Origin of the sequence: Glutamicibacter soli, assembly GCF_003309065.1 — a bacterium.
In the GTDB taxonomy this organism is placed as follows: domain Bacteria; phylum Actinomycetota; class Actinomycetes; order Actinomycetales; family Micrococcaceae; genus Glutamicibacter; species Glutamicibacter soli.
The window spans coordinates 688,070-706,352 of the sequence record NZ_POAF01000001.1 but is presented as its reverse complement, the minus strand read 5'-3'; the positions used below and the strand labels follow the sequence as shown (position 1 = coordinate 706,352).

At 65.4% G+C, this 18,283-nt stretch carries 20 protein-coding genes and 1 riboswitch; of the genes, 15 read left to right on the top strand and 5 right to left on the bottom strand.

The genetic code is table 11. From position 1 onward, the window contains the following. Nucleotides 1-705: 705 nt before the first annotated feature. The 4 genes from C1H84_RS03310 to C1H84_RS03295 all read left to right on the top strand — a co-directional run bounded on the left by C1H84_RS03310 (nt 706) and on the right by C1H84_RS03295 (nt 3,791). Nucleotides 706-1,545 (top strand): SDR family NAD(P)-dependent oxidoreductase, encoded by an 840-nt coding sequence (locus tag C1H84_RS03310; RefSeq protein ID WP_220124870.1) that lies wholly within the window; start codon nt 706-708, stop codon nt 1,543-1,545. A 349-nt stretch (nt 1,546-1,894) separates the two neighbouring features. Further along, nucleotides 1,895-2,746, top strand: coding sequence for an alpha/beta fold hydrolase (locus C1H84_RS03305; protein ID WP_181728018.1), 852 nt, complete (start codon nt 1,895-1,897; stop codon nt 2,744-2,746). A gap of 144 nt (nt 2,747-2,890) precedes the next feature. Further along, entirely contained in the window at nt 2,891-3,355 is a 465-nt protein-coding gene (locus C1H84_RS03300; RefSeq protein ID WP_047119583.1) for a GNAT family protein, read from the top strand. 4 nt (nt 3,356-3,359) lie between these two features. Beyond that, nucleotides 3,360-3,791, top strand: a complete 432-nt coding sequence (locus tag C1H84_RS03295; RefSeq protein WP_047119582.1) for an OsmC family protein — start codon at nt 3,360-3,362, stop codon at nt 3,789-3,791. 200 nt (nt 3,792-3,991) lie between these two features. Here C1H84_RS03295 and C1H84_RS03290 read toward each other — a convergent pair whose 3' ends face one another. Continuing rightward, nucleotides 3,992-4,288 (bottom strand): Fe-S cluster assembly protein HesB, encoded by a 297-nt coding sequence (locus C1H84_RS03290; RefSeq protein WP_113606505.1) that lies wholly within the window; start codon nt 4,286-4,288, stop codon nt 3,992-3,994. A 228-nt stretch (nt 4,289-4,516) separates the two neighbouring features. Then, nucleotides 4,517-4,621, top strand: a riboswitch (TPP riboswitch). On the opposite strand from C1H84_RS03290, the gene thiO reads away from it, so the two are divergent. The 7 genes from thiO to C1H84_RS03255 all read left to right on the top strand — a co-directional run bounded on the left by thiO (nt 4,609) and on the right by C1H84_RS03255 (nt 11,110). Beyond that, the gene (thiO, locus tag C1H84_RS03285; protein WP_244910791.1) at nt 4,609-5,805 is read left to right on the top strand and encodes a glycine oxidase ThiO; all 1,197 of its coding nucleotides are present in this window, start codon (nt 4,609-4,611) and stop codon (nt 5,803-5,805) included. It overlaps the preceding riboswitch by 13 nt. Then, entirely contained in the window at nt 5,802-6,044 is a 243-nt protein-coding gene (thiS, locus tag C1H84_RS03280; RefSeq protein ID WP_231735927.1) for a sulfur carrier protein ThiS, read from the top strand. Before thiO ends, thiS begins: the two co-directional genes overlap by 4 nt. 4 nt (nt 6,045-6,048) lie before the next feature. Continuing rightward, nucleotides 6,049-6,903 (top strand): thiazole synthase, encoded by an 855-nt coding sequence (locus C1H84_RS03275; RefSeq protein WP_082123933.1) that lies wholly within the window; start codon nt 6,049-6,051, stop codon nt 6,901-6,903. Next, nucleotides 6,900-8,060, top strand: a complete 1,161-nt coding sequence (locus C1H84_RS03270; RefSeq protein WP_113606504.1) for a ThiF family adenylyltransferase — start codon at nt 6,900-6,902, stop codon at nt 8,058-8,060. The genes C1H84_RS03275 and C1H84_RS03270 overlap by 4 nt, the downstream gene beginning before the upstream one ends. Nucleotides 8,061-8,096: 36 nt before the next feature. Next, nucleotides 8,097-8,633: a GNAT family N-acetyltransferase gene (locus tag C1H84_RS03265; RefSeq protein WP_113606503.1), complete on the top strand. Its 537-nt coding sequence runs from the start codon at nt 8,097-8,099 to the stop codon at nt 8,631-8,633. Nucleotides 8,634-8,787: 154 nt separating this feature from the next. Beyond that, complete coding sequence (typA, locus tag C1H84_RS03260) at nt 8,788-10,695, top strand: translational GTPase TypA (RefSeq protein ID WP_047119578.1); 1,908 nt, start codon at nt 8,788-8,790, stop codon at nt 10,693-10,695. Further along, nucleotides 10,676-11,110, top strand: coding sequence for a hypothetical protein (locus C1H84_RS03255; RefSeq protein ID WP_113606502.1), 435 nt, complete (start codon nt 10,676-10,678; stop codon nt 11,108-11,110). Before typA ends, C1H84_RS03255 begins: the two co-directional genes overlap by 20 nt. 61 nt (nt 11,111-11,171) lie before the next feature. On the opposite strand, the gene C1H84_RS03250 is transcribed toward C1H84_RS03255, so the two are convergent. The 3 genes from C1H84_RS03250 to C1H84_RS03240 all read right to left on the bottom strand — a co-directional run bounded on the left by C1H84_RS03250 (nt 11,172) and on the right by C1H84_RS03240 (nt 13,384). Further along, nucleotides 11,172-11,681 (bottom strand): helix-turn-helix domain-containing protein, encoded by a 510-nt coding sequence (locus tag C1H84_RS03250; protein ID WP_053798461.1) that lies wholly within the window; start codon nt 11,679-11,681, stop codon nt 11,172-11,174. A gap of 77 nt (nt 11,682-11,758) precedes the next feature. Then, nucleotides 11,759-13,033, bottom strand: a complete 1,275-nt coding sequence (locus C1H84_RS03245; protein WP_113606501.1) for a glycosyltransferase — start codon at nt 13,031-13,033, stop codon at nt 11,759-11,761. A 102-nt stretch (nt 13,034-13,135) separates the two neighbouring features. Further along, on the bottom strand, nt 13,136-13,384 hold the full coding sequence (locus C1H84_RS03240) for a putative acetyltransferase (RefSeq protein ID WP_047119574.1): 249 nt from the start codon (nt 13,382-13,384) through the stop codon (nt 13,136-13,138). A gap of 211 nt (nt 13,385-13,595) precedes the next feature. Between C1H84_RS03240 and fdxA the strand changes: the two genes are divergently transcribed. The 4 genes from fdxA (at nt 13,596) to C1H84_RS03220 (ending at nt 17,181) form a co-directional block, all read left to right on the top strand. Then, complete coding sequence (gene fdxA, locus C1H84_RS03235; protein ID WP_047119573.1) at nt 13,596-13,919, top strand: ferredoxin; 324 nt, start codon at nt 13,596-13,598, stop codon at nt 13,917-13,919. Nucleotides 13,920-13,929: 10 nt separating this feature from the next. Continuing rightward, entirely contained in the window at nt 13,930-15,045 is a 1,116-nt protein-coding gene (gene dapC / locus C1H84_RS03230; protein WP_053798459.1) for a succinyldiaminopimelate transaminase, read from the top strand. Nucleotides 15,046-15,143: 98 nt separating this feature from the next. After that, nucleotides 15,144-16,424 (top strand): citrate synthase, encoded by a 1,281-nt coding sequence (locus tag C1H84_RS03225; RefSeq protein ID WP_047119571.1) that lies wholly within the window; start codon nt 15,144-15,146, stop codon nt 16,422-16,424. A gap of 205 nt (nt 16,425-16,629) precedes the next feature. Next, nucleotides 16,630-17,181 (top strand): hypothetical protein, encoded by a 552-nt coding sequence (locus C1H84_RS03220; protein ID WP_047119570.1) that lies wholly within the window; start codon nt 16,630-16,632, stop codon nt 17,179-17,181. 81 nt (nt 17,182-17,262) lie between these two features. On the opposite strand, the gene dapD is transcribed toward C1H84_RS03220, so the two are convergent. Next, nucleotides 17,263-18,219, bottom strand: a complete 957-nt coding sequence (dapD, locus tag C1H84_RS03215) for a 2,3,4,5-tetrahydropyridine-2,6-dicarboxylate N-succinyltransferase (protein WP_047119569.1) — start codon at nt 18,217-18,219, stop codon at nt 17,263-17,265. Between the last annotated feature and the right edge of the window lie 64 nt (nt 18,220-18,283).

Sequence of the window (18,283 nt, the reverse complement as noted above, 5' to 3'; positions counted from 1 at the left end):
GAGCCTGCGATCGATTCCTTGTCGACGATCAGCGCGCCATCCACTATAGGCACGGATGAAGCCGATTCAATGGCCTTCTCAGGACAGGGCTCGGCCGCCAGGACTGAGGCGGCCCCGTCGCCGGCTAAACGTCCCCGCTCGCCATTAACTGGGATGCAGCGCGGAGCTCTGCTCTCGCGCGGTACGGCTCCTGTAGCTCGGACACCGTGGGTGATTTCACTGCCAGCGTCTAATCCATCCGTTGTTTCTTGCCGCTATGAACCTGGAATTCATTGGATCGATGCCGCGGCCTTACGACGTGATCGGCTTGTTCGGGGCCCAAGTCGCCGTTTCGTCGGGCGGTCCCTCAGCGATCTTGGTCCCTATGGCGGCGCTCCCGGAGTGGCAACGAAGGGGACGTCGTGATTCCCGGCACCCTCATGGCCAATGTCGTGATGCCCGACCCGGAACTTGGATCAAGCGTTGAGCCTGTTTCTTGCTGTGGTCAGGCATACGATTCTGGACCAGCAAATTTCAGCATGGATACTGCGTCCCGGCTCGAGGTTCGTAAACGGCCTCTTTCGGACAAGTGCCGATGCGCACCTCTGTGCTTCGGCTCTCATCGGACTTTCCTTGAAACCCTGAGCACCACGTAAGCCACCTACCGCTAGATCCACTCGGCCTCGGGACAGGAACACTCCAGCATTGGTGGCATGGCGGTCGCAGATGCGCACGCTACGAGACCACGTCCTTGGAACTGCCGAGTCGACGGTTCGTTCCATTAACAGTATTTTCCCCGGTAAACACTCACGAAGGGTAAAAATGATATTCACGAATAAGGTTGCACTCGTTACAGCAGCGGGCGCGGGGATCGGCCGCGCAATTTCCTTGCGACTGGCCGCTGAAGGAGCTGCAGTCATCGTCTCAGATGTGAACGACGAAGCTGGTAGGGAAACCGTCGCGCTCATTGAGGTTGCAGGAGGACGCGCCGCATACAAGCACGCGAATGTCGCTGATGTCGACGAGGTCGGGCAGCTGGTGCCGTTCGCCCTGGACGCCTACGGACGTCTGGACATGGCTGTGAACAACGCTGGACTAGGGGTGAGTCCGAAACCAGTTCAGGAAATCTCCATCCCGGAATGGGACCGCGCGGTGAATGTGACCCTGCGTGGTACTTTCCTGTCCATGCAGTCGCAGATTGCCCACTTCACCCAGCAAGGACATGGAGGAATTGTAAACATCGCCTCCCTTGCCGGAATTAGTGCGACCCCCGACATGACACCTTACGGAGCCGCGAAACACGGCGTGGTTTCGTTGACACGCAGTGTCGCCAAAGAGACTGCCAGTCTTGGTATCAGGGTCAACGCGGTAGCACCGGGCGCAATTGAAACTGCGGCGCTGGCATCCCTGCCGTCTGAGGTCAAGGCAGCACAAATTGCCCGGATCCCCATGAAGCAGATGGGAAAACCCGATGATATCGCAAATGCCGTTGCATTCCTTCTGTCCGACCAAGCATCCTTCATCACGGGAGTGGTACTGCGGGTTGACGGCGGAACCGAGGCATAGAGGATCGGGTCCCAAACTCCATGCCAATGCGTGAGGATTCCTAGACAAGATCGGAATCCACAGGTCCAACGGCTGTTGCAAAACCTGATTAAACAGGAACTGTAACGGCCGTGGCCTATTTAAGCAGGGGAATCAGAAACTTCACGTTTTGTTGGGTTGCACCGTCGCATCTCTACAACCGAGCACCGGTACTTAACAGGAGTCCTAGACCGGCCCACCTTGGTCCAGCTTGGCATGGCGCATGGGAATGTTGGTTAGTCGCGGAAGTCGTCTTCGGAAGGGCGGACCCGGTCATCGGCACGAGGGTAAGACTGAAGCAGGGTGGCAATGCGAGCAACCGCAGGAGGGCGTGAGTACCACCTTGAGAGAGGAGAAACTTTTGGAAATCAACGAGAACCTGGCTTCCGGCGTGCCGTATACCAAGGGCCAAGGGATTCCACTAGTCCTGATTCACGGGCACGGGGTCGACCACCGGATTCTCCTGGCCCTGGACGAGGTGCTGGCGGCGACCGGTGTTTTCCAACGGATCTACGTCGACCTTCCCGGCATGGGAGGCACCGCTGCACTGGACGGCGCCGGCGGCCTGCCGGAAATCGCCGACTGGCTTGAGCAGCTGATCCGGCGGCAGTGCGGGGAACGGCCGTTCGCGATGATCGGCAACTCGCTCGGGTCGCTGCTGGCCCAGGAGATGGCGGACCGCTTCGGCCCCCAGGTAGTCGGCATGGCGATGCTGGCGCCCTTGGTGTATCCCGCGCATTCGCAGCGGACCGTGCCGCCGCGGGAAATCCTGCTGCAGGATCCCGAGCTGCTGGCCGGGCTGCCGACGCAGGACGCGGATCATTATCAACAGATGTCGGTGCTCCAAACGGTGGAGAACTTCCAACGCTTCCGCACCCACGCGCTGCCCGGGATCCGCGCGGTGAACCTGCGTTCGCTGGCCAAGCTGTCCAAACGCTACTTCCTGGACGAGCTGCCGGTCGAGCGGACCTCCCAGCTGGCCTGCCCGGTGCTGATGCTGTGCGGGATGCAGGACCACGTCACCGGTTTCGCCGATCCGGGCAGGCTCGCTGCGAGGTATCCATCGGCCGAAATCGTTGTCGTTCCCGCGGCGGGGCACAACGTGCACCTTGACCAACCCGATATTGCGGCAGAAGAAATTACCGCCTGGAGCCGGGCCGTGCGTGCCTTTGCCGGGTCGTGAGTTGTAACAGTCGGAGATCCCGTGCCCGCTTTCACGGCACAGATGAGTCGGTACTTGTTACCAATCCGTGCTTCTCTGTGGCATCCCACTAGGAGAAAATCATGAGACAACACGCGGAGTATTCCACGGCTGGAAGGAGTTCAGATGTCTGAGAGGCTCGTTCTTCGCAACTGGACCAGCGTGGAGGAAGTACCCGAACTCCTGGATGTCTGGCGCAACTCGGTGGAGGGAGGACGCGACTTCCTCTCGGCCGCCGACGTGGACGCCGTTGCCAACGCTCTCGAAGCGGTCTACTCCCAGCGCGTCTCGGTGCGGATCGCCCAGCTGGGCAAGGAGATCATCGGCTTCGCCGCCTGGAGCGAAACACAGATCGAGCTCTTGTGGGTACGCCACCACGACCGCCACCACGGCGTGGGCAGCGCGCTGCTGAATGACATCCTCGCGCTGTGCCCGGCGGCCTGCATCCAGATCAATGGGCAGAACGCGAGCACCCTCTCGTTTTTTCTCGACCACGGGTTCCAGATCGAAAAGGAAGCCGAGCACACCGACCAGCTGGCCCGGATCCAGCTGCGCCATGTCCGGCTTTCGGCCCCGGACGTGTCACGATAGATCCATGAGCGAAAACACCCGTGAACTGCGTGAAGTCAAAGTCGAACGAGTAGAGTCCAAAAGGTACCGGGCGACCAGCGGCGAAACCGGTGCCAGCCTGGAATTCGGCCAGGGCGAAGGGCTGCTGACCCCGGTGGAGCTGCTGCTGGCGGCCATCGCCGGGTGCTCGGCCATCGACGTCGACGTGGCCACCACGCGCCGCAGCGAGCCGGAGAAGTTCGAGGTGGCCGCCAGCGGCTACAAGCTGAGCGAGGAGGGCGCCGGACGCATGGAGGACATCAAGATGTCCTTCGACCTGAAGTTCCCGGACACCGACGAGGGCCGCAAGGCCGCCGGCATGGTCGAGCGCATCGTGAAGCTCTCCCACGACAAGTACTGCACGGTCTCGCGCACCGTCGAGCTGGGGGCCAAGGTCACCAGCGAGATCGCCGACTAGCGAACCTCCGGCCGCGGCGGGAAGCCGGCAGGGAGCCGGCGCATCACAACGCCGCATCACAACATAGTCAACATGCAACTGCCCGGTGCAGCGGCTCGTGGGGCGGATTCGGGAAGACCGAATCCGCACGAGCGCTGCCCGGGCAGTTGCGCGTGCGCCGCCGCGCAGGGGAGCGTGCCCCGAGCGCGGACGGCGGAAGCCTAACGCTGGGCCAGGACCTGGAAGGTGATGGTTCCCTCGGCATCCACGTTCGCGTCGAGCACCTTGTCATCCAGGGCGTCGGTGACCAGCTCGTCGAGGAAGACGGGGCTGCCCTCGCCCTGGATCACCTGGTCCGCCGGCTGCGGGCCGTCGACGACCCGCACGGCGAAACGCTCGGTCTGCTGGCTTTCGGTCTCGTCGGCGGGCTGGATGCGGAGCCCCGCCTCGTTGTCCTCCGTCTGGTTGGTGACCAGCGAGGTCACGATCGCATCGGCCTGATCGGTCAGTGTCAGCACTGTATTCTCCTTCCGGTTGCGGTGCCGCCCGGTTCCGGGCGCCTTCACGCAACGCTTCCGTACGAGCCGGGGCGCGGGCAAACGAACTCATGGATCTTTGAGGATTTACCCATCCGGCACCTTGGAACGAGGCGCGCCCGGGACTCCCGGACCGGCTGCGCCGCGCGCGAAGATGACGCGCCCGCGGCGCAGAGTTGGCATTTGTGGTGCAGCTCATGCCTATAATCGCTTCAACTCCGCGGGAGCCTGAACCGACCAGGCTGAGAGGGCACCGAGCCGACCGCTACACCTGATGCGGGTCATGCCGCCGTAGGAAGGAAGTGCCGTCGTTGCACGTTGCCATCATCGGGGCCGGGATCATCGGCCTGTCCACCGCCTTCGAACTGCGTTCGCGCGGCTGCGAGGTCACCGTCATCGACCCGGATCCCGGGCAGGGGGCCAGCCGCGCCGCGGCCGGCATGCTCGCCCCAGCCGCCGAAACCACCTGGGGCCACGGAATCCTGCACGAGCTGCTCGGCGCCTCCAACCAGGCCTACCCGGACTTCGTGCAGCGCATCGAGCAGGCCACCGGCCGGCGCCCGGACTACCTGCAGAACGCAACCCTGGTGGTCGCCGCCGAACCGGCCGACCGCGACGCCCTGCACGAGCTGGTGCAGCTGCAGACGTCCCTGGGCTTCAGCGCGCAGACCCTGCTGCCCAGCGCCGCCCGCCGGCTGGAACCGGCGCTGGCCAGCAACATCGCCGGCGCGGTGCGCTGCGCCGGGGACCACCAGATCGACCCGCGCTCCGTGGTGGCGATCCTGGCCGGGCACCTGGACGCCCAGCTGGTCCGCGAACCGGCCGTCGAGCTGCTGCAGCGTGCCGGGACCACCCACGCGGTGCGTACCGGCAGCGGCCGGATCATCGAGGCGGACCAGGTGGTGCTCGCCGCGGGCCTGGGCACCGTGGCCGGGACACCGGAACTTCCGCTGCGCCCGGTCTACGGGGACATCTTCCGGCTGCAGGGCCCTGCGGGCCCGCGGCTGCTCACGCACACGGTGCGCGGGATCGTGCGCCGCGACCCGGTCTACCTGGTGCCGCGCGCGGACGGCTCGCTGGTGCTGGGCGCCAGCAGCCGCGAGGACGGCAACGAGGCGGTCAACATCGGGCAGATGCACAAGCTGCTGGACAACGCCCGCCGCCTGGTGCCCGGGATCGTCGACTGCTCGCTGAACGAGGTCATCGCCCGCGCCAGGCCCGGCACCCCCGACGACCGGCCGCTGATAGGGCGGCTGGATGACGGAATGGTGCTCTCCACCGGCTATTCCCGCCACGGGGTGCTGCTCACCCCCTTCGGCTCCTCGCTGACCGCGGACCTGGTCCTGAGCCAGCCGCCGCACGCAGAGCACGCCCGGGCCGTGGACCCCGCGCGCTTCAGCGGCGGGAGTGCGCCGGACCCGGCAGGACTTTCCCGAGCTGAACCGTCCCGAACCGATCCTTCACGACTTGCACCGACCCGAATGGAGCTGCACCCATGACCATCGACATCACGCTGAACTCAACCCCCACCACGATCCAGCAGGGTTCCACCCTGCGCGATCTGGTCTCTTCGCACTTGGGCCGCGAACTTGACGAACAGGGCCAGGCCGCCGACGGCACCAAGCTGGGCCTGGCCGTCGCCGTGAACGGCGCGGTGGTCCCGCGCAGCGCTTGGGCGCAGCGGGAATTGGCCGCCGGCCACACCGTCGAACTCGTCACCGCCGCCCAGGGAGGCTGAACCAATGCAGCGCAGCACGCAGAACACCACTGAAACCACCGCCGCCGCGGACCTCACCGAGCTGGATGCCGTCAACGACGCCTTCGAGGTGGCAGGGCGCAGCTTCGGCTCCCGGCTGATCCTGGGCACCGGCGGGGCCACCTCGCTGAGCACCCTGGAGCAGGCGCTCGCGCTCTCCGGCACCGAATTGACCACGGTGTCCATCCGGCACTACTCGGCCGGCGGCTCGGCCAGCGTGTACGAGCTGCTGCAGCGCCACGGCATCGCCGCGCTGCCGAATACCGCTGGCTGCTTCACCGCCCGCGACGCGATCCTCACCGCCCACCTGGCGCGCGAGGCGCTGGAAACGAACTGGGTGAAGCTGGAGGTGATCGCCGACGAGCACACCCTGCTGCCCGACCCGCTGGAGCTGTTCGCCGCCGCCGAGCAGCTGGTCGCCGACGGCTTCGAGGTCTTCGCCTACACCAACGACGACCCTGCGCTGGCCGCCCGGCTGCAGGACGCCGGGGTCGCGGCGGTCATGCCGGCCGGGGCGCCCATCGGCTCCGGGCTGGGCATCCTGAACCCGCACAACATCGCCACCATCGTCTCCCGCGCCACCGTCCCGGTGATCCTGGATGCCGGGGTGGGTACCGCTTCCGACGCCGCGAAGGCGATGGAGCTGGGCTGCGACGCGGTGCTGCTGGCCAGCGCCGTGACCCGCGCCCACAACGCCCCGCTGATGGCCGCCGCGATGCGCGACGCCGTGCGCGCCGGACGCGCCGCCCGGCTGGCGGGGCGCATCCCGGTGCGCGACACCGCGCTGGCCTCCTCTCCGGGCGAGGGAATGATGCAGGCGCTGATCGGGGACTTCTCGTGAGCGGCCGCGCACCGCTGGTCGCACCGCGCACCGCGCTGGACCCTGCCCAGCTGGCCCGCTATTCCCGGCACCTGACCCTGCCCGGGGTCGGGGAGGAAGGCCAGCGCCGCATCGCCGCCGCGCGCGTGCTGGTCATCGGCGCCGGGGGACTGGGCAGCCCGATCTCCAGCTACCTGATCGCCGCCGGCGTGGGCACGCTGGCGGTCATGGACGACGACACCGTGGAGCTGTCCAACCTGCAGCGCCAGATCATGCACCGCCAGTCGGACGTCGGGGCGCGCAAGGTCGACTCGGTGCCCCGGCTGGCGGCGCAGCTGAACGACCAGGTCCAGGTGGTTCCCCTGGGGCAGCGGCTGACCCCGGACAACGCGCTGGAGCTGTTCGCCGGCTACGACCTGGTGATCGACGGCAGCGACAACTTCGCCACCCGCTACCTGTCAAACGACGCCGCCGAGCTGACCGGAACCCCGCTGGTGTGGGGCACGCTGTTCCAGTTCTCCGGCCAGGTCTCGGTGTTCGACCCGCGCACCGGGCCGATGCTGCGCGACCTGTTCCCGGAGATCCCGGACGCGGACTCGGTACCCAGCTGCGCCGAGGGCGGCGTGTTCGGCGCGCTGTGCGGGGTGGTCGGCTCGATCATGGCCGTCGAGGCGCTGAAGCTGATCACCGGAACCGGTGAAACCCTCTCCGGCAAGCTCTGGCTCTACGACGCGCTGAGCGCCGGGGTGCGCACCCTGTCCTTCGAACGCGACCCGCAGCGTGCCCGGGTGCGCAAGCTGGGGAACTACGCGCAGGAATCCTGCGCCCTAGCCCCGGCCGTTGGCCAGTTGGGCGCGGCGGAGCTGGAAACCCTGCGAGGCAGCCAAGCGGCGCCGGGCCGGGTGCTGGTCATCGACGTGCGCGAGGACTGGGAACGGCAGATCGCCGCCATCACCGGCAGCGTGCACGTGCCGCTGGATCAGGTGCTCTCCCGCGGCTGGGACGCGATCCCCGCCCAGGGCGCCACCCACGTGGTGCTCGCCTGCAAGAGCGGGGCCCGTTCGCTGCGCGCCGCCCAGGCGCTGGGCCCGCAGCCGGCCGGGGCGCAGGTGCTGAACCTGTCCGGCGGCACCCTGGAGTGGTACCAGCAGGTGCGCGGCGAGGCGCTGGCCTATTGACGACGCGGGCCAGCGGCCGGCTGGGATACTGGATCCATGGACGTATTGGGCGAACTGGCGTTTCGCGAACTCACCGACGCCGACGAGCAGCAGGCCATCGACGCGCACCACGCGCTGCTGGCCGACGACTTTGAATTCCTGCCCTCCTGGACGGAGAAGGGAAACTGGGCGGACTACGTGTACCGGATGAATGCCGGGCGGCGCGGGGAGCACGTTCCCGAGGGCTGGGTCCGCTCGGCCCTGTTCGTCGCGGTGGACCAGGACGGCTGGCTCCTGGGACGGGTGTCGGTGCGCTACGCATTGAACTCCTCCCTGCAGCATCTGGGCGGGCACCTCGGCTACGGGGTGCTGCCCGAGGCGCGCCGGCAGGGAGTCGCCGGGGCGCTGTGCCGTTTCGGGCTGGACGAGCTGCGCGCGGCCGGGGTCCAGAGGGCGCTGATCACCTGCGCCGCCGGCAACGCTGGATCGCGCGCCACCATCCTGCGCTGCGGGGGAGTTCCCGACGCGCAACGCCCTCAAGTCGTTGACGGGGACGGAACCGCCCACCTGCGATTCTGGGTGCCGATCGCCTGAACCCGCGGGTTCACCCGGATGTTGCGTGCTTTTTTCTGTATGTTTTGACACACCTCCCCGGTTGGCTTGCCATGAGAGCGTAGAATAAATAGCTGGGTCGACTTTGGCCCCGACTCCATTGACCCATAACTCGAGCAGAAGTGAGCCTTCACGCATGTCAGATAACATCACGAGCCGCGAAGAACTGCGCAACGTAGCAATCGTTGCGCACGTCGACCACGGCAAGACCACCATGGTCAACGCAATGCTTCAGCAGACCGGCGCTTTCGACAGCCACGGTGAAACCGAAGACCGCGTGATGGACTCGGGCGAGCTGGAGCGCGAAAAGGGCATCACCATCCTTGCCAAGAACACCACCGTGTTCTACAGCGGCCCGGCCGCCAACGGCAAGCAGATGACCATGAACATCATCGACACCCCGGGCCACGCCGACTTCGGCGGCGAGGTCGAGCGCGGCCTGTCCATGGTTGACGGCGTGGTGCTGCTGGTTGACGCTTCCGAGGGCCCGCTGCCGCAGACCCGCTTCGTGCTGCGCAAGGCCCTGGCCGCGAACCTTCCGGTGATCATCGTGGTCAACAAGACCGACCGCCCGGATGCCCGCATCGACGGCGTCATCTCCGACTCCATGGACCTGCTGCTGGGCCTGGCCTCCGATCTGGCCGACGAAGCACCTGACCTGGACCTGGACGCCATCTTGAACGTCCCAGTCGTCTTCGCCTCGGGCAAGGCCGGCTACGCCTCGATGAACCAGCCAGCCGACGGCTCGCTGCCGGACAACGAGGACCTCGAGCCATTGTTCGAGACCATCATCAAGCACGTTCCTGCCCCGACCTACACCGAGGGCGAAGTGCTGCAGGCCCACGTGACCAACCTGGACGCCTCGCCGTTCCTCGGCCGCCTGGCACTGCTGCGCATCTTCAACGGCACCCTGCGCAAGGGCCAGCAGGTTGCCTGGGCCCGCCAGGACGGCACCCAGAAGCAGGTCAAGATCACCGAGCTGCTGGCCACCAAGGGCCTGACCCGCGTTCCAGCCGAATCGGCCGGCCCGGGCGAGATCGTCGCAGTCGCCGGCATCGAGGACATCATGATCGGCGAGACCCTCACCGATCTGGAGAACCCGAAGCCGCTGCCGCTGATCACCGTCGACCCGCCGGCAATCTCCATGACCATCGGTATCAACACCTCGCCGCTGGCCGGCAAGGTCAAGGGCGCCAAGGTCACAGCTCGCCAGGTCAAGGACCGCCTCGACAAGGAACTGATCGGCAACGTATCGCTGAACATCCTGCCGACCGAGCGTCCGGATGCCTGGGAAGTCCAGGGCCGTGGCGAACTGGCCCTGGCCATCCTCGTGGAGCAGATGCGCCGCGAAGGCTTCGAGCTGACCGTGGGCAAGCCGCAGGTTGTCACCAAGATGATCGACGGCAAGGTCCACGAGCCGATGGAGCACATGACCATCGACGTGCCGGAAGAGTACCTGGGCGCCATCACCCAGCTGATGGCTTCGCGCAAGGGCCGCATGACCAACATGGCCAACCACGGCACCGGCTGGGTCCGCATGGAATTCATGGTTCCAGCCCGCGGCCTGATCGGCTTCCGCACCCGCTTCATGACCGAAACCCGCGGCGCAGGCATCGCCTCCTCCCTGGCCGAAGGCTATGAGCCATGGGCAGGCCCGATCGAGTACCGCATCAACGGCTCGATCGTCGCCGACCGCGCCGGCGTGGTGACTCCGTTCGCCATGATCAACCTGCAGGAGCGCATGAGCTTCTTCGTGAAGCCGACCGAAGAGGTCTACGAGGGCATGATCGTGGGCGAGAACTCGCGCGCCGATGACATGGACGTGAACATCACCAAGGAAAAGAAGCTCACCAACATGCGTGCGGCTTCCTCGGACTCGTTCGAGAACCTGACCCCGCCGCAGACCCTGACCCTTGAAGAGTCGCTCGAATTCGCCCGCGAAGACGAGTGCGTCGAGGTCACCCCGGAGGCCATCCGCATCCGCAAGGTGCTGCTGAACGCGAACGATCGCGCCAAGGCATCCCGTGCCCGCGCTCGCGCCTAGCAAGCGACCTGCCACTGGCGGCAGCCTCGGCGCGCTGTGGCGCGCGGTGGTTGCCGCCCTCGCGGCCGGCTTGTTCGGCACCGGCATCCACGCCTCGCTGTTCTACGCGGGCGACACCCCGATCATCTGGGGTGTCGGCCTGGCCTGGCTGCTGCTGGGGCTGCTGGTCTACTGGGCCGTCGTGGCCTCGGGCAAGATGTGGGCCGGAGCGGTGGCATTCATCGGCTGCTATGTCACGGTGGGAGTGATCTCCTACGTCGGCAACGACCAGATGCTGCTCAGCGCGGGATACTTCAAGTTCCTGCCGGGCCCGACGCTCGCGTCGCTGCTGTGGATGTACGGCATGGTCATCCCTGCGGTCATCGCCCTGATGAGCGCGCTGCGGGTGCTGCGCAAAGCCAACCGCAAGGCATAGAAAAATGGTGTTCCTTCCCTCGGGAGGAACACCATTTTTCTTTTTGGCGGCTAATCCGCGTCTAATTCTCGGTGCGGCTGTTGCCCGTCAGATCCAGGTGATGGGCCAGGAAGAGCGAGGTGGGCACACCGTCTTCTTCTGGCTCGCGCATCGCGTAGTCCTCGATGACCGCGCGCAGCCGGGCCATCATTTCCTTCTGGGACTTCTCGCCGAGCTTCAGCCCCACGCGGACCACCTGCATCTCCTGCGGGGTCAGGCCGTTGATTTCCTGCAGGAACGTATCCACCAGCAGCGGGGCCGCGTCCGGGATGCGGGTGCCCCAGGAAAGCTTGGTGCTGCGGTAGGGGACTTCCTTGGCGCCGCGGTTGCCCTTGCGCGGCTCCTCGGCTTCCAGGAAGCCGTTGCTCACCAGCGTGCGCACATGGTGCAGCGAGGTCGCCGGATTCAGTTCGAGGAGGTCCGCGATTTCCTTGTTGGTACGCGACTCGTGCAGGCACAGGCGCAGGATCCGCAGTCTCAGTGGTGAACTGAGCGCGCGTGCACGGGCCTGGACAAGCTCATCGGTTGGCATGATGCCAGCATACGCGAAAACCGCTCAGTGATTGGCAGTTTCAAATCACATGTCGCGCAGCGGGCCAAGCCTGCGGCCTACGGTACCCGCGGGGATGCGCCCGGGGCGAGCGACTCGATCAGCTCTGCGGCCTTCGGCGCCCCGCCCAGCCGGTGCAGCTGGTCGCCCACGGCGGCGGTCCTGGTCCGGAAGCCCGGTTCGGCGAGAATCGAGCGCACCGCCCTAAGGATCTTCCGCGGCGTGGGAGTTCCGGTGCGCAAGTCGAGACCCAGGCCAGCACAGGCGACGCGGGCTGCGACCTCGGGCTTGTCCAGGGTGCCGCCGGCCACCACCATTGGTACGCCCGCGGCGGCCATCTGCAGCACCCCGCCCCACCCGCCGTTGGTGACGGCGCAGGATGCCAGCGGCAGCAGGTCACCGAACGGCAGGAACTCGTGGACCCGGGCGTTCGGCGGGATCCGCTGCACGCTCCGGCCCGCCGAACTGGCCACCACCAGCAGGTCCTCGTCCCGCAGCGCGTCCAGGGCCGGTTGCAGCAGCTCTTGCGGGTCGGTGTTCAGCGTCCCCTGGGTCACCAGCACCACGGGCCCCTTGAAGGACCGGACTTCCCGCAGCCAGTCCGGCTCGGGGCCGGCGTGAACTATCGGCCGGGCCAGCAGCCCCGCGTAGTGCACGTACCCGGGAAGATCCGGGCGGGGGAACTCGATGCCGGGCGCTCCATGGGCGATCGTCAGCTGCGTGGAGAATCCTGCCTGTCCGAACAGCTGGTGCTCCGGCGGCCCGGCTTGCTTGCGCACTTCGGCCAAGGCGGCGTCCAACGGGCGCATCACCCGGCGGGTGACCCGGCGCAGGAGCGCATCCCTGGCATGGCCAAGGGCTCCGGGCAACGGCTGCAAGCCCAACCCCGACGGCGGCAGGTTCCGGCTGGGCAGCGACAGGGGAAGTACCGAGAGGCTGGCCCACGGCAGGGACTGGAGTTCCGCCAGCATTCCGGCGCCCAGCATCATCTGCTCGCCGACCAGGATGTCGAAGGGGCGCGCGGCGTGGGCCCGTCGCAGATCGTCGAGCTGGCCAGGGGCATTGCCGATGAACACGTGCTCCAGATTGGCGAACACCGCTCTGCGGCCGGTGGATTGCAGCTGGGGAAAGGACGCGGCGAGGTTGCGTTCGTCGTAGTCGGTGGCCGCCTGCCAGGGCAGGATGCGGCAGCCCAGCGCTTCGAAGTCCCGGGCGTAGCGCCGTCCGGTATAGGCGGTGACCCGGTGCCCGCGCAGGAGCAGCGCCTCGGCTACTGCGAGGGTGGGGCGGACATGTCCGGCGAACGGCGAGGACGCCACGAGGATATGCGCCATGCTCTGCTTTCGGCCTCCGGATCCTGGATGGCGGCAAGGAGCTGGAGGCGCTGCGCCGGGCTCCCGCTGGAATCACAGGGTACCGCGGAGCTCGGAGGGTTGCTAGGCTCCGGGAGTCCTGGGCGAGCGGCTGCGCCGCACGGGAGCCGGCGGGATGCGCTTGGCGTGCGTGATGGCTGAACGCCGCACCGCGACCGGGCCGCTGCGGGTCTGCAGGACGATCTGGGTGTCGGAGACCTGCAGGACCGTTCCCAAGGCGTCGGTCAGCGACTCTCCCGCATCGGTCTGCGTTGCGAGCCGGTAGCGCAGCACAATGCGATCGTCGGTGGTCAACTCGTTGAAATTCAGCATTTTGAAGTCACGATCCGTAAAAAGAATTCATCTACCGCGATGCTAGCCGAAATGTGAATCGTCGGTTACGTCACAGGTGAACGAGGGGGTCTTGGTTGTCTTGGCAACAGGACTAGACTGTAGTTTGAGCTTGTCCCGGATTCAATGAGCATCTTGTGATCCAACAGGCTTTTGTTGAAACCACTTTGTGCAAGGAAAGGTCGCAGCTCCCGTGACTTACATCATCGCTCAGCCGTGCGTCGACGTTAAAGACAAGGCGTGCGTCGAAGAATGCCCGGTTGATTGCATTTACGAAGGCGACCGTTCGCTTTACATCCACCCGGACGAATGCGTGGACTGCGGCGCCTGCGAGCCGGTGTGCCCGGTGGAGGCCATCTACTACGAAGACGACGTGCCGGACGAGTGGGCCGACTATTACAAGGCAAACGTCGAATTTTTCGACGAGCTTGGCTCGCCGGGCGGCGCCGCTAAGATTGGAAACACCGGCACCGATCACCCGCTGATCGGCGCCTTGCCACCACAGAACCAAGGCTAGGTTTCGCTTCATGCTTCAGCTCCCCGATTACCCCTGGAACCAGCTCGCGCCATACCGCGAGCTGGCGGCGCAACACCCAGGCGGGGTCGTGGATCTGTCCATCGGCACGCCGATCGACGACACGCCGCAGATCATCCAGGACGCGCTGGCCTCGGCCGCGAATTCCCACGGCTACCCGACGACCCACGGAACCACCGAAGTCCGCCAGGCGATTGTCGACTGGTTCGCCCGCCGCCGCAACGTGACCGGGCTGGGACTGGACGACGTGATGCCCACCGTGGGCTCCAAGGAAATGGTGGCCTGGCTGCCGTTGTTCCTTGGCCTCGGGGCCGGCGACATCGTGGTGCGTCCGAAGATCGCGTACCCGACCTACGACATCGGCGCGCAGCTGGTGGGCGCCACCCCCGTCGCGACCGACGACCTGTCTGAACTGACCGACGAGCAGCTGGCCAAGGTCAAGCTCATCTGGGTGAACTCCCCGGGCAACCCGACCGGCAAGGTCCGCGATGTGCAGGACCTGGCCGACATCGTCCGGCAGGCCCGCGAGCTGGGCGCCGTGGTGGCCTCGGACGAATGCTACGCCGAACTGGGCTGGGACGACGTCCGCGGCCAGGTGCCGAGCATCCTTGACCCTCGCGTCAATGGGGGAAACCTCGATAACCTGTTCGCCCTGTACTCGCTGTCCAAGCAGTCGAATCTTGCCGGCTACCGCGCGGCCTTCATCGCCGGTGCGCCGAATCTCATGCCTGAGCTGGTCAACAGCCGCAAGCATACCGGGATGATCGTTCCGGGCCCGATCCAGCACGCAATGGTCGTCGCCCTGGGCGATGAAGAGCACGTCAGGGTGCAATACGATATCTATCGGGCGCGCCGCGAAGCGCTGGCGCCGGCGCTGCGGAACTTCGGACTGCAGATTGATGATTCGGTCGCCGGCCTGTACCTCTGGTGCACCGAGCAACGGCCAAGCTTCGAAACCATCCAGCGCCTGGCTGAGTTGGGAATTGTCGCAGGTCCCGGTGTTTTCTACGGTACCGCCGGCGAGCAGCACGTACGCATCGCACTGACGGCCAGCGATGAGAGGATCGCCGCTGCCGTTGAGCGCTTGAATTCTTCCGTCAACCGCTGAACATGACACCCTGATTAGCGCCATGGGGACATATCACGGTATGTTCTAGGGTGACGACTGACCTTTCGGAACTACACGCTTTCCGGTTAGGAGATGCAATGACAGACACGACGTCTGCACAGCTACAATTCAACGGGTCCAATCTCGAACTGCCGGTTATCCCGGCTACCGAGGGCAACAATGGATTCAACGTAGCACCACTTTTGAAGACCACCGGTAACGTTACTTACGACCCTGGCTTCATGAACACCGCGGCTACCAAGTCCGCAATTACTTACATCGATGGCGATGCCGGCATCCTGCGTTACCGCGGATACCCGATCGAGCAGCTGGCAGAGCACTCCAGCTTCACCGAGGTCTCCTACCTGCTGATCAACGGTGAACTGCCGACCCCTGAGCAGCTGGCAAACTTCGATGGCAGCCTGCGCCGCCACACCCTGCTGCATGAAGAGCTCAAGGGCTTCTTCGGCGGCTTCCCGCGCGATGCACACCCGATGCCGGTGCTGTCCTCGGCCGTTTCGGCCCTGTCGACCTGGTACCAGGATTCGCTGGACCCATCGGACAACGAACAGGTTGAGCGTTCGACCCTGCGCCTGCTGGCCAAGCTGCCGGTACTGGCGGCCTACGCCCACAAGAAGTCCATCGGTCAGGCTCTGCTGTACCCGGACAACTCGATGAACATGGTCGAGAACTTCCTGCGCCTGTGCTTCGGCACCGCCGCCGAGCCATACGAGCTGGATCCGGAAATGGTCAAGGCACTTGACCTGCTGCTGATCCTGCACGCAGACCACGAGCAGAACTGCTCGACCTCCACCGTTCGCCTGGTCGGCTCCTCGGACGCCAACCTGTTCGCTTCGGTGTCCGCAGGCATCCACGCCCTGTCCGGCCCCGCCCACGGCGGCGCCAACGAGGCAGTGCTGCGCATGCTGCGCGACATCAAGGCCCAGGGCATCGCTCCTGAGACCTTCATGGAGAAGGTCAAGAACAAGGAAGACGGCGTCCGCCTGATGGGCTTCGGCCACCGCGTGTACAAGAACTACGATCCGCGCGCGAAGATCATCAAGCAGACCGCCCACGACCTGCTGGCCAAGCAGGGCAACAACGAGCTGCTCGATATCGCGATGAGCCTTGAGGAGAAGGCACTGAACGACGATTACTTCATCTCGCGCAAGCTCTACCCGAACGTGGACTTCTACACCGGGTTGATCTACACCGCGATGGGCTTCCCGGAGAAGATGTTCACCGTGCTGTTCGCCATCGGCCGCCTGCCGGGCTGGATTGCCCAGTGGCGCGAAATGATCAGCGATCCGGAAACCAAGATCGGCCGTCCGCGCCAGCTGTACATGGGCGAAACCGCCCGCAACTACCCGGGTGTCTAAGACCGCCAGGTAGCCTGTACCCAGCCGTTGGGCCGGGACTCCATCCGCAATGGAGTCCCGGCCCAACGCTGTTTTAACCCCGTAATCAGGCGTATTGTGTCGTTATGGGGATGCTTTCGACACGTCGGCATGTCAGGTGGTTTGGATGTATTTTCGTCGTGGTAATAACTGGTCGCTGAGCATATATACAGATCCTCATCTGCTGATGGCCCTGTATCTGCGGGAGCTGGCAGGCGTGAATCCCGCCGAGGTAGGTCCGAACTGCAGACTCGAACCGGACGTCAAGGAACGCACCGGTTCGCATTCAGAGCATGGGCAGATCAAGCAGGAATGGAGCTCATGGTGGGATTCGCTGACAACTCGCGATACTTCCCCGCAAACTCCGGTCCAGGTTCCTGACAATCTCTTGGAGTGGCTTGAGGTCAACGGGTATCCCGAGCTAGCCCGGCTGGCCCGGCCGCACTACGGCCAGGCAACGTTGTTCGCCCACCAGCATGCCGAAGACTTCGAACGGCGTAGCCAGGACTACATTCCGGACCGCATGGACGAAATTGAACAGCTGCTGATCGAACGGGGCATCGAGCATGCGCCGGTTGCGGAGGAAAAGCAGATCAACGTGATCGAGGTGCCCCTGAAGGAGCCGAGGGCCTGGCTGACCGGAGGATCCACGATCCTGGCCAGTTCGGCGCTCCTGCGCGACTCAACGGCATTCCAGGGTTTTCTCCAGCCCATGGTCACCATCATCTTTCCGATTTAGCCGAATGCGCTGCAGGAGAAAAGAGGCCGGAGAACCCGCATGGTGGGGTTCTCCGGCCTCGATATTCGGTGCAGCGCCAGCCTAGTTGGCGTGCAGCGCGTCGTTCAGCTCCACAGTCTGGCCCGCGCGCGGCAGGGCCTCGACAGCTCCGGAAATCGAGTTGCGGCGGAAGAGCAGATTCGGCACGCCGGAAAGCTCCAGGGCCTTGACGGTTTTCCCGCCGAGGGCGATACGGGTGCCGGCCGTGACATACAAGCCGGCCTCCACCACCGAGTCGTCGCCGATGGAAATACCCACACCTGCATTGGCTCCGAGCAGCACACGTTCGCCGATGACGATGCGCTCCTTGCCGCCGCCGGAGAGTGTGCCCATGATGGACGCGCCGCCGCCCACGTCCGAGCCATCGCCCACGACGACCGAGGCGGAAATGCGGCCCTCGACCATGGAAGCGCCCAGGGTTCCGGCATTGAAGTTCACGAAGCCCTCGTGCATCACGGTGGTGCCCGCGGCCAGATGCGCGCCGAGGCGGACGCGGTCAGCGTCGGCGATGCGCACACCCGATGGCATGACGTAGTCGACCATGCGTGGGAACTTGTCCACGCCGTACACGTCGACGTTGCCGCGGCTGCGCAGCTTCAGCCGGGTCATTTCGAAGTTCTCGACCTGGCACGGGCCGAAGTTGGTCCACGCCACGTTGGCCAGGTGGCCGAAGATGCCGTCCAGGTTGATGGTGTTCGGCTGCACCAAACGGTGCGAAAGCAGGTGCAGGCGCAGCCACACATCGGCGGTATCCGCCGGGGCGACGTCCAGGTTGATGGTCAGGGACACGACCTTCTGCGTGGTGCCGCGGGCGGCATCGTCGGCCGCGGCGGCGGCCAGTTCGCCGGCGAGCTGTTCTGCTGCTGCGAGTTCACCGAGCGTAGGTGCCGGGTACCACACGTCCAGGACGGTGCCGTCGGCGGCGATGGTGGCAAGGCCGTGGCCTGATGCCAATCGTACGGAGGATTCGCTGGATGAGGTCACAGGTTCTGAAGTCATACACTGATCGTATCGCTGATGGGAAAGGTAACGTTGTTAGATGACAAGCTAGTGAAGCGATGAT